Source organism: Cytobacillus oceanisediminis, assembly GCF_004366035.1.
Taxonomy (GTDB): domain Bacteria; phylum Bacillota; class Bacilli; order Bacillales; family Cytobacillaceae; genus Cytobacillus; species Cytobacillus oceanisediminis_C.
Genome location: NZ_SOEE01000009.1, coordinates 63,437 through 76,976, shown reverse-complemented (window position 1 = coordinate 76,976; position 13,540 = coordinate 63,437). Strand labels below are relative to the sequence as shown.

The following is a 13,540-nucleotide window of genomic DNA, read 5'->3' as shown; positions in this document are numbered from 1 at the left end:
AAGCACGTTCAATATTCTTCATGCAAAAATGCTAATTTAGATTTAGCGGGGATAGCATGTGTGGCTATCATTGTATTTGGCGCAGGCGGAGCCATATGCCTTTTTTGTTTTGCTTATTTTCAACTTATAAAATTTACTTTTTATTATGCAGCCTCCATAAAGGATGAAGTGGGAAATGTCTAATATTTTAAAGAGAAAAATTTTAACATCCATTCTTAGCAGTGTGTTATTTGCACTGATTTTTTCAGTGCTAACAGGCTTTGATATGAATGCTTTTCTTAATTTATATTATTTGAATTTTTTGTTTGTCGTTACCTATGGAGTAATTACTTCGATATTCAGTGACTGGTTGAGCAAGAAGATTTTCAATGCTAGCACAAATCGTGAAATTGCCTCTTTTTTATTCCATTGTCTATTTGGTTCAGTGTTAAAAGAACTTAGTCTTGTTTCTGCTGTCTCTTTTTTCATCATTGACCGTGTACTGACAAAGGCAGAAATAAGGTGGTGGTCAGTAAATACAGCATTATCCGTGATCGTGCTTATATTTATCATTGCTATTAATATTGATTTCCAATAACAAGTGCAAGAGCAGAAAAAACATTGAATTCCAGCTCTTTTTGGCGTGTTAAAGAGGCCATTTAATTTTGCCGGGAAAACTTAACTATTTACAAAAATTATCTCGAAATAATATAATGATCTAGTGATCTATGCTTAATCTTATTTTAAGAACGGGGGACCCAATATTTACAGCGGAGTTTCCGCTTGGGGTGAATCCTACTATGGAAGGGCTTACTGTTTCCGCAGTCCTAACCCGAAAGCTAACCTCGTCAGCGTTTAAGGAAACATAAGAGAATATGAAATAGTGTGAATTGACAAAACCCTCATTTTTGTCGATTTTCTTTTTTATCAGGATCTCATCTTTGTTTCCCTTGCCTGCGCAGCACGTATCAAACTAACAAGAAGGTAGGGTAATTGATGAAAAAAATTAAACTAAGTTTAGCCACTCAAATTTTCATCGGTCTTATTTTAGGGATCGCTGTTGGCGGTATTTTCTATGGAAGTGAAACGGCGCAAAGTGTCCTGCAGCCATTTGGCGATCTTTTTATCCGCTTAATTAAAATGATTGTTGTTCCCATAGTACTATCAACAATTATTGTTGCTATTGCTGGTGTTGGTGATTTGAAATCTGTCGGGAAGCTTGGCGGTAAATCATTGACTTACTTTATTGGCATGACTTTGGTTGCTATTGTGGTTGGCCTCATTGCAGGTAATGTTATTCAGCCTGGTGCCGGCTTGAATATGGACAGCCTGCAGCAAAGTGACATTTCAAGCTATGTCGAAACCAATAAAGAGCAGGAAGGCAAGTCGATAGCAGATACATTTTTGCATATCGTACCTACTAATCCTGTACAAGCCATGGTTGAAGGCGATATGCTGGCAATTATCTTCTTTGCCGTTGTATTTGGCCTTGGAATTGCAGCAATTGGGGATAAAGGAAAACCGGTACTGAGATTTTTCGAAGGCACGGCAAAGGCCATGTTCTATGTGACAAACCTATTTATGAAGTATGCACCAATTGGAGTATTTGCCTTAATAGGTGTAACGATTTCCAAGTATGGTTTTGCCTCATTAATTCCTTTGGGCAAGCTTGCACTTACTGTATATGGAGCCATGATCTTCTTTGTTCTTGTTGTGTTAGGGATAATGGCCAAAGTTGTCGGGTTCAGCATCTTTAAATTATTGAAGATGATTAAAGAAGAATTGATTTTGGCATTTTCAACTGCAAGTTCTGAAACGGTGCTTCCGAGAATCATGGACAAAATGGAGAAAGCGGGAAGCCCGAAACATATTTCGTCCTTCGTTATTCCAACAGGCTATTCTTTTAACCTGGACGGATCCGTTTTATATCAGGCCATTGCCTCTTTATTTATTGCACAGATGTTTGGGATAGAATTAAGCATAGGACAGCAAGTTACATTAATGTTAGTTCTGATGGTTACATCGAAAGGAATGGCGGGCGTGCCCGGCGTATCCTTTGTCGTGCTGCTGGCTACATTCAGCACAATTGGATTGCCTGCAGAAGGCCTTGCCTTTATTGCCGGCATCGACCGTATCCTTGATATGGGCCGAACAGCCGTTAACGTGGTGGGGAACTCACTTGCGGCTATTGTTATTGCTAAGTGGGAAGGTCAATTTAACCCTCCAGCAGAAGAAAGATTTGAACAAGCTTCATAATATATTGGAAAACACTAACAAATGGAAACGTATTTGTTAGTGTTTTTTTTGTTTCTTTGTGCCATTCCAAAAAGAGAGGAAGATGGAGCAGGTTCGGACAGAATAGCGGGAAACCAACGTGAGAGAGTCCAAAGGTGGCTTATGAATAGTTAATGATGCTCCACTTTTATCAAATAGCCCTTAAGGTCATAATTATATTATAATGGAGTAAAAACTAGGAGGAGTTAACTTGGCAATGGGAAATATGGAGCTGTCACAAGAACAGCGTGAGGAACTGCTGGAATCTCTGAAAGTACGTTTTGAGAAAAACATGCACCGCCATGAAGGTGTGGAGTGGGCTGATGTACAAGCGAAGCTCGAGGCTAATCCTGAAAAACTGTGGTCGCTCAGTGAAATGGAAGCAACTGAAGGTGAACCGGATGTTGTCCGCCATGATAAAGAGACGGACGAATACATATTTTATGATTTTTCAGCTGAAAGTCCTAAAGGCAGGAGAAGTGTTTGTTACGACCGTGCAGCGCTGGAGGCACGGAAAAAACACAAGCCGGAAAACAGCGCTATGGATATGGCAGCGGCCATGGGCATTGAACTTTTAACAGAAGAGGAATACCGGGAGCTTCAGGAGCTTGAACATGTCGATAAGAAAACCTCGAGCTGGGTACAAACACCTGAGAATATCAGAAAACTTGGAGGGGCTATCTTTTGTGACCGCCGCTACGACACTGTTTTTATATATCACAATGGAGCCGATTCCTATTATGGGGCAAGGGGTTTCCGCGGCTCGCTGAGGGTTTAGATTCATTGCAGCAATTTTAGGGAGATGACTTCCTGAAGACTGCACTTTAACGAACATATTCTGTATTTCGCTGCCATTACGGCGGCTCTTTTTGTAAAAACGGGCAGTATAGTCGAATATAGCACCAAATATCTGAATAATACAATATAAAGGAAACCCATAAGAATGGGAGTGTCGTACTTGAAAATATTGGTCACTGGTTCCACAGGCCAACTAGGTTCAGCTTTGCTTAATCAACTAAAGGATTCTGGCTATAAAGTTAAATTAACTTCTAGGAGAAAACCTGATGGAATAGGACATTTCGAGTGGATTTATAGCGATTTATCGTCAAGTGAAGGAGTAGAAGAAGCAGTAAAAGATGCAGATGTAATCCTTCATGCAGCAACAAGCCCAATTAAAAATTCTAAAAGTGTAGAGGTTTCAGGCTTTAAGGAGTTATTAAAAAAAGCGCAGCACGTGAAACATTTTATTTATCCGTCAATTGTTGGGATTGATGAAATACCATTTAACTATTATAAGCTAAAATTAGAAGCAGAAGAATTGCTGAAAAAGAGCTCTATCCCTCATACAATCGTACGCGCCACTCAGTTCCACCATTTTATAGATAATTTATTTCTATCCAAACCCTTTCTTAAAAGATATATTGTCCCGGGAAAATTTAAGTGTCAAAGTGTAGATGCGGGTGAATTTGCTGATCATCTAATAGGTTTAGTGGATAAAGAACCACAAGGAAGAGCAGAGGATTTTGGCGGACCAGATGTTATGACATTAAGTGAAATGGCTGAACTGAAAATCAAACTAAATAATGAGCCAAATAAAGTTTTAAGCTTATCTCTAACTGGAAAACTATATAAATCCTTTTCTGATGGGAAAAATACCAATCCTGCTCGAAAAATGGGGGAAATCACATTCGGGGAATATCTAAGTAAAAAGATTGATTGTTAGGATCAGGTTGCAAAAAAAAGTGCAGGGGTGCATCCATACTGATTGAGGCGTTGATCCAGGAAGGGATTTAACGCTATTTTTGTGGAACTAGATAAGGAATCCAGTTTGAAAATTGCATAATAGAGGTAATCACCTATGATTTATTTTAGATTTTGTTTTTATCAATTCTTTTTATTTTCCATATTCTTTTTTATTAACATCAACCTTGATAAATATATCAGTAAACCATTTACTCGTGTTGATTTAATCGCCATATGTATAAGTGTGCCTATCCTAATCATTCTTTTTATCGCTGTAAGTAAGATATATAGACGATTCGAGGTTATTAGATTGCAAAATAAAATATTCATTTCAATACCTATTTTTATTATATCAGTCCTATGTGTAGGGTTTCTTGAGCAGTTGTTCTTCTAGAAATCAGCTGCCAATATGGCTGCTTTCTCTTTTAAGAGGTTTTTTAAAGAGAAAAATCTAAAGTGTTAAGTAACGGGTCAATTTTTGAATCGAAGGTGAAAAAATAAGATTTATTTTCATCATCGAATAAGAGTAAATATGGCTTTTCATTTTTGGGAATGATTATAATTACTTCATCAATCAAAGCATAAATCCATTTGTTTTCTACTCGATGAGACGGCTCTAAGGGTATTTTAATCATATAGCCTTTGTCTGGAATTGGTTTTAACTTTTTAACAACATTATCAATTTCTTTAATTATTATTTCAGCTTCTAATTGTATCTTAGGATTGGTTGTGACTGTTTTTGTTATCTCATTTTTTTCAATATCAAGAAGTTCAACATTCGAACTGCTTTGTGCATTTACTATGAATAGATTCATTAGCAAAAAAATGTGAATGAATGAAAGCAATATTTTATGAATCACAATTTTCACCTCGGTTGTTATTATCACCATCAATTATTAAGTTATGTATGAACTTAATAAACCTTGGTTGAAAGAGGCAGCTTTTCCTTATTCAGCTAAAGGGGATTGGATTCCGATTCTATAAATATCATTCATTAAAGGAAATATCTGAGGCGATAGGAGCTGCAGGGGACAGTTTTATTTAAGCAAGCACTGCTGGTTCAAACATATTAAAAGGAAGGCATTTGATCCTTCCTTTTTAGTATGTTTCATACATTACTTTTCCTGTCTGGGATGTACCATAATCCCCTAATGACTTTACTTCTGACTGAAACTGCAGAAGGTAGAATTTCTTTCATAATGGATATTAACTGCTTTGTTTCAGCTGTTTTTAGAATGATGCTGTTCAAGCTCTCAGTAAAAGATATTAACGCTTTGCAGGCTGAATTTATCCAATCCAATGCGCGTTTGTCCAAAGTATCTGACACAATGTCCTGACCGCGATAATCAGGGCGTTAGCAGGTATAATTAGTTATAATCAGATATAACAAATTGGGAAGGGAGATTCATAATGAAAAAGCAATGCCTGTTATTTTTTTCGGTAATGGTCCTTTTTTTCTCATTGGCTGGATGTTCAAATAATGACCAAACTAAAAATCCAGGAGAGGAGATGAAAGAAGTAACCGAAGAGAGAGTGGAATTGACTATTTCGGCAGCAGCAAGCCTGCGGGATGCCTTAACTGATATTGAAGCAAGCTTCGAAAAGGAACATCCGAAAGTGCTAGTAAACTTTAACTTTGGAGCATCAGGCTCACTTCAGCAGCAAATTTCACAGGGAGCACCTGCTGATCTTTTCTTTTCAGCAGCAGAGGATAAATTTGATGAATTAGTACAGGACGGGCTTATCGAGGAAAAGAATGGGATCGATTTAGTTGGGAATGAACTTGTACTAGTGGTGCCGAAAGATTCGGCACTGGGAATTAAATCATTTAATGATCTTGCTGAAGCTGATAAATTGTCAATCGGAACCCCTGAGTCTGTTCCTGCAGGGAAATATGCGAAGGCGTCTTTAGAAAATATAGGTATTTGGAAAAACATAGAAGAAAAAGTGGTGTATGCCAAAGATGTTCGGCAAGTGCTTACATATGTAGAGACGAATAATGTGGATGCTGGAATTGTTTATAAAACAGATGCGTTAATATCTGAAAAAGTTAATATTGTGGACACGGCAGATGAAAACACTCACGATGCCATTATTTATCCTTTAGGAGTGGTTAAGGATACAAGTCATCCAAAGGAAGCCAAGTTATTCTATGATTATCTTCAAAATGAAAAATCAATGAGTATTTTTGAAGAGTATGGGTTTAAAGGCCTTAAATAAATGAAATGGCTGCTGATTGTTGTTCACCAGTTTTAGTGTTTGCCGGAAATATCCCAGGAAAAACCCTAAAGATTCCAACAGCTATTTATGCAGCTATTGACTCAGTCAATATGGAGATGGCCTGGTTATGGGAGGCGAGCATCATTGGGATATCGTTTATTAAGTTAGTTTGTCGAGAGAATAAAATCTTAAAATTCTTTTAAATTAGCAGGCATCCTTTTGCGGGATGTCTATTTTTATTGCAAAGGCTGGGATTTGCATAAAACATCAGGTACTGTACAAAAAGAGGCAAAAAAAGAACTGCCTATATTGGCAGCTAAAGTTTAAAACATAAGCACATTAAAATCGTGGTTATCCCGATATCAAATGACTCTCCTTTGATAAACACCCATCGGGTTACTCAACAATCTGTTCCCAAGTAATATTGAAAGCCAGCTTCCAAAAAATACTCAAGCAAATAATCGCAATCCCCAAATACAGATAGATTCCATATGGCAATAATGTGCTGGCGAAATGAAGGCCGGCAAATAAGGCTACAATCAGCATCAATCCGAATATAATGGCACTATTGCCGTTTTGATTGTACTCATCAAAAGACTCCGAAAAGGGCAGGGCTTTTTTAAGAACCATAAAACAAATGACCGCATATAGACAGGCACTGATAAATACTGCGACAAGATCAGGCAGGATTTTTGCCCCGAACAGGAAAAGAAATAGTGCACTTAGAAGCAAGAAAACTGGCAAATATAACTTAAAGATAAATGCCTTGATGGTACCGCTGAACACTGGCTTTAGCTGTTTGAGGGGGGCAACCCGGTAAATAAAGGCACCCTTATATTTCCCTGAGTACTTTAGAAGAATCATGATGGTCGGAATGATGATCAAGCTAAAGTAAATCGTTAAATAGGACTTGCTGTCAGATAGCTGTGCAAAATCTTCATGAAGAGTATTCATGATAAAAATAAACGGAATCACGATGGAAAAACCCAGAGACGGATAGGCTTTCAGCTTAAAATCCCGTTCATTTCTCATCATGCTGCCGGCAAATCTGAAAACTGCTCTTTCTTCAGGTGAGCGGCAAATGATACTGAGAAGGAATTGTCCCACTTTACTCTGTTTCGTTTCTTTGGCTTTTCCATGATTAGCAAGCTTTTGCAGGTTTTGCTCGAAGGTGCTGGTAAATTTCATATAAATCCAGATGGATAGGATCGGAACAATGAGTCCTAATGCTGAAAAGATGAGATAAAACGGCTGGAAGGTGCCCTTCATTAACATTTCGATATTTGCCCCAAACCACATTGGAATGATGAACACCTGCCACCACTTTGGCTGAAGCGAGACCGTTAAGTCAATTAACTCAAAAGAGCGAATAAGCAATTGATAGCCAACCATGATCATAAGGGACAGCCCAATTTGGACATAGTTGATGATATCTTTTAATTTTTCCCCATCAAAAAATCGCAAAATCGATAAATAGATCAGTGCGGTTAAACCAACAACCAATAGGTCAATCAGGGTGATGTTTACGGCAGCAATAAGGAAAAATAAGAGCCCATTTTTGATAAGTCCTACTATCAAGGGGATTCCCGCAAGCGCAATGGTAAGGAAAGAAAGATAAATCGTAACATGCACCATTTTTGCCGTGCTGATCGTTTTTCGGTCGACTGGCTTTGGGAACAGGATGTTACGATCACGAATATCCAGTAACACCGAAGAGAAATCGGAAATCATGGAGGTCATAACGAAAAAGGTGAAAATCCCATAAAAGAGGCTCATCTGGAAAAGGTAATTGTCCCCCATAAGCACAAATGGAATCAAAAACAGCCCAAACAATACGTAAATCCATAAAGATTTTATGTACTGATTGTTCTTTTCTTTGTTTTCTTTTTTTGCATTCTGCGAGAAAATGGTGGGTACACGCCGTCCATCCATCGTTAGCTTTACTTGCAGGAGTCTTCTCATTATCTTGTAATCTACGCCAAAGCTTCTGAAAATCCGCTCAAAACGATCCAATAGTTTAAGAGTGCGATAGTCCTGCATCCCTACATCTCCTTTACTACTGAAACAAATCTGGCACCCAGTTCCTTATGTTCACTGAATCCCGTAAGCTGGTTGAAAATCTGTTCGAGTGAACCTTCCGTATTTTGCTGCCTTAACTCTTCAAAGGTGCCATCTGCAGCAATTCTGCCATCATGGAGAAGAATAATGCGGCTGCTTATTTTTTCAACCACATCCATAATATGAGAAGAATAGAAGATCGTTTTTCCCTGTTCGGCAAGCTGCGCCATGATTTCTTTGAATATCATGACACTATTTGCATCCAGACCATTGATGGGTTCATCAAAAAACAGAAGTTCCGGATTATGCAGTAAGCTCGAGATAATGAGGAGCTTTTGACGCATTCCTTTTGAATAAGAAGCTATCCTGGAATGGTAGACTTCTCCTATGCCGAATAGTTCCATCAGGCTTTTTGCCTTATCACTGGCGAGTTCCGAATCGAGGCCATACAATTCGCCAACAAAGGTTAAGTATTCCTGGCCGGTCAAATTATCATATACTTCAGCAATTTCCGGCACATATCCGATTTTCCTTTTATATTCATTATTTCCATCTGAAATATCCTGGCCAAAGATTTTGACTTGTCCTGAATAGTCATCTTCAATGCCAAGCATGATTTTAACAGTAGTGCTTTTCCCAGCGCCGTTCGGGCCGATATACCCGATGATTTCCCCGCTTTTCACCTGAAAGGATACACCATTCAGCACGGACTTCGGACCATAGTTCTTTCTCAAATTACTAATCTCTAATATAACTTCCTCCATCACCTAGACCCCATTTCAAAATTATTCCATTAATTCTAGTGTAACATTAGATTTGTTGATGACTAAAGGGGATTTGCGAATTCTTTTTTTCCTGCTTAGTGGATAAGGAATAGAAAGGTTGTTAAGTGAATGACCTTTAAAGATAATTAATCTGAAGGGACTTTGGTAATGGGAAATATTTAGGGGGATTAAATGTTGCAGAATCAGCAATGGAGCAAGGTAAAGAAAAGGTTAGATAGTTTTACATGTGAGTCTCTGAAAGAAAGAGTACAGTTTACAGTAACCAATTACAGAAGGGCTCACGATCAATTGGGGAGAGCTTTTATTACTGTTGATAAAAAGGAAGTCCTCAATATGTGTACCATTACTTCTGAGGCCGCTCTAAACAAAAGAACATATGAAATAAAAAGAAAGAAACAAATTCCTTATACCGATTGGAGCCAGGAATCAGTAGTTTGGAATGAAGCACATGAATGGGTATTAGACGAAGGGGTTTTTGCCCAGTACGACTTTTTTGATGCAGTAGAGGAATATTTTCAGAATTCTATTGAAGAATCATTAGAATCCAACAACATGCTGATTAAAATATTTGCCTTGATAGATAGGCGGGCGGGGAAAAGGACTTTAGAAAAAATGAAACAATCTATTCTTTGCGAGAAAGAAATTGTCCAGTTCTTTTATCAATTGCGATGTAAAGCTGAAGGGATAAGAATTCATGGTTAATGGAGCAGGAGGCAGCCTGGTAAGCTAATAGTCAGGTTAGTGGAAGCACATCGTTTGCTGCTTCCACTAATTAAGCTTACAAATTATCTTTATGATAGGGCGAATTCATTTCTTCGCTTACTGCACTGAAGGCATTCCCCTCAGGGTCAAAGAAATCAAACCCTTTCATGATCCCATAATCATGAATGTCTGTTGTTTCCACTCCATTTTGCTTCAACCGATCGTAAGCTTGCTGGATGTCATCTACTTCGAAATTATAATAGACGTTTTTATTTTTTCCTTTGACAGTAAATTCTGTTGGCTGGGGTTTTTCTGTTTTTATTAAAGCAAGACCTGTGGTGTCATTCTTAAAAACATAACCCACACCATGATCAGCCCCATTTTCCTGCCACTCATCTACCTTTGTTAGACCAAGGTTCTCTTCATACCATTTTTTAGATCTTTCCAAATCCGTAACCGGGATAAAAATACTGCCTACCTTAAACATGCAAAATCACACTCCTTATTTTTTGTTCCTATACAAACGATTATAATGAAACAAAAGTTACAAAATAATGAAAATTTTCTGGAGGGTATAATGATTACAGAATCTTTAACGATTGAGGAGATTTCTTTGAGACTATATAAATATTGTTTATCCTTAACATCCTCAGAATGGCTGGCCGAGGATTTAACCCAGGAGACACTGATTAAATTTATCAAAATAAAAGAAAAAGAGCCAGACCGGGTGATTAACATACCCTTTTTGTACACCATTGCCAAAAATATTTTTATTGATGGAAAGCGCAAGAAAAGTGAAATGCTGATGGATCCTCATAAGTTATTTGAGAAAAGTTGGGATTTTACGGAGTGGGACAGTTTATTAGAAATCTTAAATAGTACACTTCCACTCCGTCAGGCTATGCTAATAACGTTAAAAGATGTGTTCCAATATACTTCTGAAGAAATCGCCGCAATGCTGAGAGTCAGTAATGAATCCATTAAAACAGCCCTTCACCGAGCAAGAACTTCATTAAAGAAAAATAATTCTCCAGATACTAATAAACAGCCATGCAATGACAATTTAATAAATGAATTTTCATCAGCAGTTAAAAACCAGCAGCCTTTAAAGATATTTTATTATTATCGACTGCTGCAAACAGAAAATTTCAAGGTGATGACCAATAGGAAGAAGGGTTTCCATGCCATTTTTATAACAGATCCTGATGGGAATATTCTTCAGATATTTTCAAGATAGTGTATAGCTATAGAAGGTAAGGGGAGAGAAAAGTGATACCGAAATTAGAGACTAAAAGATTGAAGCTGAGAGAAATCTTAAAAGAAGATGCTGAGAGTATATACGCTTGTTTTTCTAATGACAATGTGACACGTTACTATGGGCAGGAAAAAATAGAAAAGATGGAACAAGCTGAAGCATTTGTTGACTTTTTTGCAAATAGCTACAGGGAGAAAAAAGGAATGCGCTGGGGAATTGAATTAAAAGGAAAGAGTGGAATAATCGGGACTGTTGGCTTCAATGCATTGTCTCATAAACATAAGCGTGCAGAAATAGGATATGAAATACATCCTGGACATTGGAGAAAAGGGTATACTTTCGAAGCTGTGTCGAAAGTTATTCAATATGGATTTGAAGAATTGGATCTTACTCGTATTGGGGCAGTTGTATTTATGGTTAATGAGGCATCTAATAAATTGCTAACTAAAGCCGGGTTTCAAAAAGAGGGTATTCTAAGAGAGTATATGCAGCAAAATGGAGAAGCATACGATACCTATGTATATTCAATTCTTAAAGGTAAAAGATAGGGTGTATCCAGGAGAATTTAAAGTGTAAGATTTGCTGCCTGCAGGCGGCTTTTTATGGGTAAAGCCCATTTCAACATTGTAGATAGCGGCAGTTTCTATTTTTTCTACAATCAAGATAAACACGACTGGATTGTGTACTGTGATTTTTATTAGACCTTTTTAGTTAAGAAGAAAGCCATCTGTATTAAATACAGGCGGCTTTCTGTCAGCTATTAATCTCTATTTTATCTTCTTTATGAATATCTTCCGTTCCGGCTTCCAGTGCAGTCTTGTAGTATAAGCATTTATGCTCGATGACTTCCATTGTTTTTCTTAGTTCTTCCATTTGTGCTTCTACATTTGCTTTTCGCTCCAGAAACATGTCATATCTTTGCTGCAGTGTGGCATCCCCTTCAGAACACCAGTCTATGAAATTTTTAATTTCCTTAATAGGCATCCCGGTGGCTTTCAGGCATTCTATTACTTTTAGAGCGCTAAGGTCGGATTCTTTAAATAAGCGGTTTCCGCTGGGAGTCCGTTCTACAAAAGGCATCAGACCTTCCTTATCGTAGTAGCGGAGGGTGTACACTGTCAGATTCAATTCCTTTGCAACTTCACTGATCGTGTATGTCTTCATTATTTATCTCCTAATCTTAGGTATAGACCTAGAGTTAACTATAAGGTATGACGTGAGATTACCATGGTATTTTGTAAATGTCAAAGTCACTTTATTGAGCATGAAAAAAATTGAATTTATCACTTGACCTAGAGTTAACTATAAGCCTTAACATGGTTGTGAAAAGAGAAAATGATGAAAATTTAAATGAGTTCTTTTAAAATCTATCATTCTCTTAAAAAAATTCAGGAGGTTTTATTCATGATAACTGCTAAAGCGAGGGCCGTTGACGGTCCGGACAAGCCGTTTAGAGCGGCTGAAATTAAACGGCGAGATCTGGATTTGCATGATGTTCTGATTGAAATTAAATATGCCGGCATTTGCCATTCTGACATTCATACTGCTCATGGGGAGTGGGGGCCTGTGAACTATCCGCTCGTACCCGGGCATGAGATTGCAGGAATTGTTTCGGAAGTAGGAGCTGAGGTGACAAAGTACAAGGCTGGAGACCGGGTAGGAGTCGGATGTATGGTTGACTCCTGCGGTGAGTGTGAAAACTGCCGTAAAGGAGAAGAACAATACTGCCTCAAAGGAAATATCCAAACCTATGCGGGTGTAGACAAATACGGCGAGCCTACTCAAGGCGGCTATTCTACGCACATTGTAGTACAGGAAGAGTTCGTACTCAGAATCCCTGATAGCATTGAGCTTGACGCGGCAGCCCCGCTGCTTTGTGCGGGAATTACCACTTATTCGCCGCTAAATCATTGGGAAGCTGGGCCGGGCAAGAAAGTAGCGGTTGTCGGTATGGGCGGCCTTGGCCATATGGCTGTCAAAATTGCACATGCCATGGGTGCAGAAGTGACAGTCCTTTCGCAAACATTGAATAAAAAAGAAGATGGCCTGCGATTCGGAGCAGACCATTACTTTGCCACAAGCGACCCGGAAACTTTCAAAAAACTTGCCGGAACGTTTGACTTAATTATTAACACGGTAAGTGCGAAAATCGACATAGATGCTTACTTCTCACTGCTCACGCTTGATGGAACATTGGTTAACGTTGGTGCTCCTGCAGAGCCATTGTCTGTCAATGTGTTCTCACTCATCGGCCATCGCCGTTCCTTTGCGGGTTCAATGATTGGAGGCATACGTGAGACTCAGGAAATGCTGGATTTCTGTGCAAAACATAATATCGTTCCAAAGATTGAAGTCATTACAGCTGATCAAATAGATGATGCTTACGAACGAGTATTAGCATCAGATGTGAAGTATCGATTTGTGATTGATATCAGCACTATGTAAATGGTCAAAAATGTCCTGAAAGCCTGGCTTTTGGGACATTCTATTTTTAACTTAGATTTTTTATGGGCATACAAAGAAA

Annotated in this window: 14 protein-coding genes, 1 pseudogene and 1 riboswitch; of the genes and pseudogenes, 10 read left to right on the top strand and 5 right to left on the bottom strand. The window is 38.3% G+C overall.

Annotated features, from left to right (window positions below):
- Nucleotides 1–175 precede the first annotated feature (175 nt).
- From DFO72_RS29775 to DFO72_RS21455, 4 genes are all read left to right on the top strand, one after another.
- Entirely contained in the window at nt 176–577 is a 402-nt protein-coding gene (locus DFO72_RS29775) for a hypothetical protein (RefSeq protein WP_181782370.1), read from the top strand.
- Between the two features lie 121 nt (nt 578–698).
- Nucleotides 699–848: riboswitch (cyclic di-AMP (ydaO/yuaA leader) on the top strand.
- 127 nt (nt 849–975) lie between these two features.
- Complete coding sequence (locus DFO72_RS21465; RefSeq protein ID WP_113884308.1) at nt 976–2,235, top strand: cation:dicarboxylate symporter family transporter; 1,260 nt, start codon at nt 976–978, stop codon at nt 2,233–2,235.
- Between the two features lie 235 nt (nt 2,236–2,470).
- Entirely contained in the window at nt 2,471–3,031 is a 561-nt protein-coding gene (locus tag DFO72_RS21460) for a DUF4256 domain-containing protein (protein ID WP_113884307.1), read from the top strand.
- 180 nt (nt 3,032–3,211) lie between these two features.
- Nucleotides 3,212–3,976, top strand: coding sequence for an SDR family oxidoreductase (locus DFO72_RS21455; RefSeq protein ID WP_113884157.1), 765 nt, complete (start codon nt 3,212–3,214; stop codon nt 3,974–3,976).
- A gap of 457 nt (nt 3,977–4,433) precedes the next feature.
- Here DFO72_RS21455 and DFO72_RS21445 read toward each other — a convergent pair whose 3' ends face one another.
- Nucleotides 4,434–4,856, bottom strand: a complete 423-nt coding sequence (locus DFO72_RS21445; RefSeq protein ID WP_113884155.1) for a hypothetical protein — start codon at nt 4,854–4,856, stop codon at nt 4,434–4,436.
- 550 nt (nt 4,857–5,406) lie between these two features.
- Here DFO72_RS21445 and modA point away from each other — a divergent pair.
- Nucleotides 5,407–6,216 (top strand): molybdate ABC transporter substrate-binding protein, encoded by an 810-nt coding sequence (gene modA / locus DFO72_RS21440; protein WP_113884153.1) that lies wholly within the window; start codon nt 5,407–5,409, stop codon nt 6,214–6,216.
- A 32-nt stretch (nt 6,217–6,248) separates the two neighbouring features.
- A pseudogene (locus DFO72_RS30080) lies at nt 6,249–6,419 on the top strand (molybdate ABC transporter permease subunit); the annotation flags it as partial.
- 193 nt (nt 6,420–6,612) lie between these two features.
- Here the strand turns inward: DFO72_RS30080 and DFO72_RS21430 are convergent.
- Together DFO72_RS21430 and DFO72_RS21425 are read right to left on the bottom strand one after the other, a co-directional pair.
- Nucleotides 6,613–8,256, bottom strand: coding sequence for a hypothetical protein (locus DFO72_RS21430; protein WP_113884152.1), 1,644 nt, complete (start codon nt 8,254–8,256; stop codon nt 6,613–6,615).
- Between the two features lie 2 nt (nt 8,257–8,258).
- Nucleotides 8,259–9,038 (bottom strand): ABC transporter ATP-binding protein, encoded by a 780-nt coding sequence (locus DFO72_RS21425; RefSeq protein WP_113884151.1) that lies wholly within the window; start codon nt 9,036–9,038, stop codon nt 8,259–8,261.
- A gap of 192 nt (nt 9,039–9,230) precedes the next feature.
- Between DFO72_RS21425 and DFO72_RS21420 the strand changes: the two genes are divergently transcribed.
- Nucleotides 9,231–9,761: an SF0329 family protein gene (locus tag DFO72_RS21420; protein ID WP_113884150.1), complete on the top strand. Its 531-nt coding sequence runs from the start codon at nt 9,231–9,233 to the stop codon at nt 9,759–9,761.
- 76 nt (nt 9,762–9,837) lie between these two features.
- Here the strand turns inward: DFO72_RS21420 and DFO72_RS21415 are convergent, their stop codons facing one another.
- Nucleotides 9,838–10,248: a VOC family protein gene (locus DFO72_RS21415; protein WP_113884149.1), complete on the bottom strand. Its 411-nt coding sequence runs from the start codon at nt 10,246–10,248 to the stop codon at nt 9,838–9,840.
- A gap of 90 nt (nt 10,249–10,338) precedes the next feature.
- Here DFO72_RS21415 and DFO72_RS21410 point away from each other — a divergent pair, with 90 nt between their 5' ends.
- Both DFO72_RS21410 and DFO72_RS21405 read left to right on the top strand, forming a co-directional pair.
- A complete protein-coding gene (locus DFO72_RS21410; RefSeq protein ID WP_113884148.1) occupies nt 10,339–10,998 on the top strand; it encodes an RNA polymerase sigma factor in 660 nt (219 codons plus the stop codon).
- A 32-nt stretch (nt 10,999–11,030) separates the two neighbouring features.
- Nucleotides 11,031–11,564: a GNAT family N-acetyltransferase gene (locus DFO72_RS21405; protein WP_113884147.1), complete on the top strand. Its 534-nt coding sequence runs from the start codon at nt 11,031–11,033 to the stop codon at nt 11,562–11,564.
- 205 nt (nt 11,565–11,769) lie between these two features.
- Here DFO72_RS21405 and DFO72_RS21400 read toward each other — a convergent pair whose 3' ends face one another.
- Nucleotides 11,770–12,180 carry a MerR family transcriptional regulator gene (locus DFO72_RS21400; protein ID WP_113884146.1) on the bottom strand — a complete coding sequence of 137 codons (411 nt, stop codon included), beginning with the start codon at nt 12,178–12,180 and terminating at the stop codon, nt 11,770–11,772.
- A gap of 240 nt (nt 12,181–12,420) precedes the next feature.
- Between DFO72_RS21400 and DFO72_RS21395 the strand changes: the two genes are divergently transcribed.
- A complete protein-coding gene (locus DFO72_RS21395) occupies nt 12,421–13,461 on the top strand; it encodes an NAD(P)-dependent alcohol dehydrogenase (RefSeq protein WP_113884145.1) in 1,041 nt (346 codons plus the stop codon).
- Nucleotides 13,462–13,540: the final 79 nt, after the last annotated feature.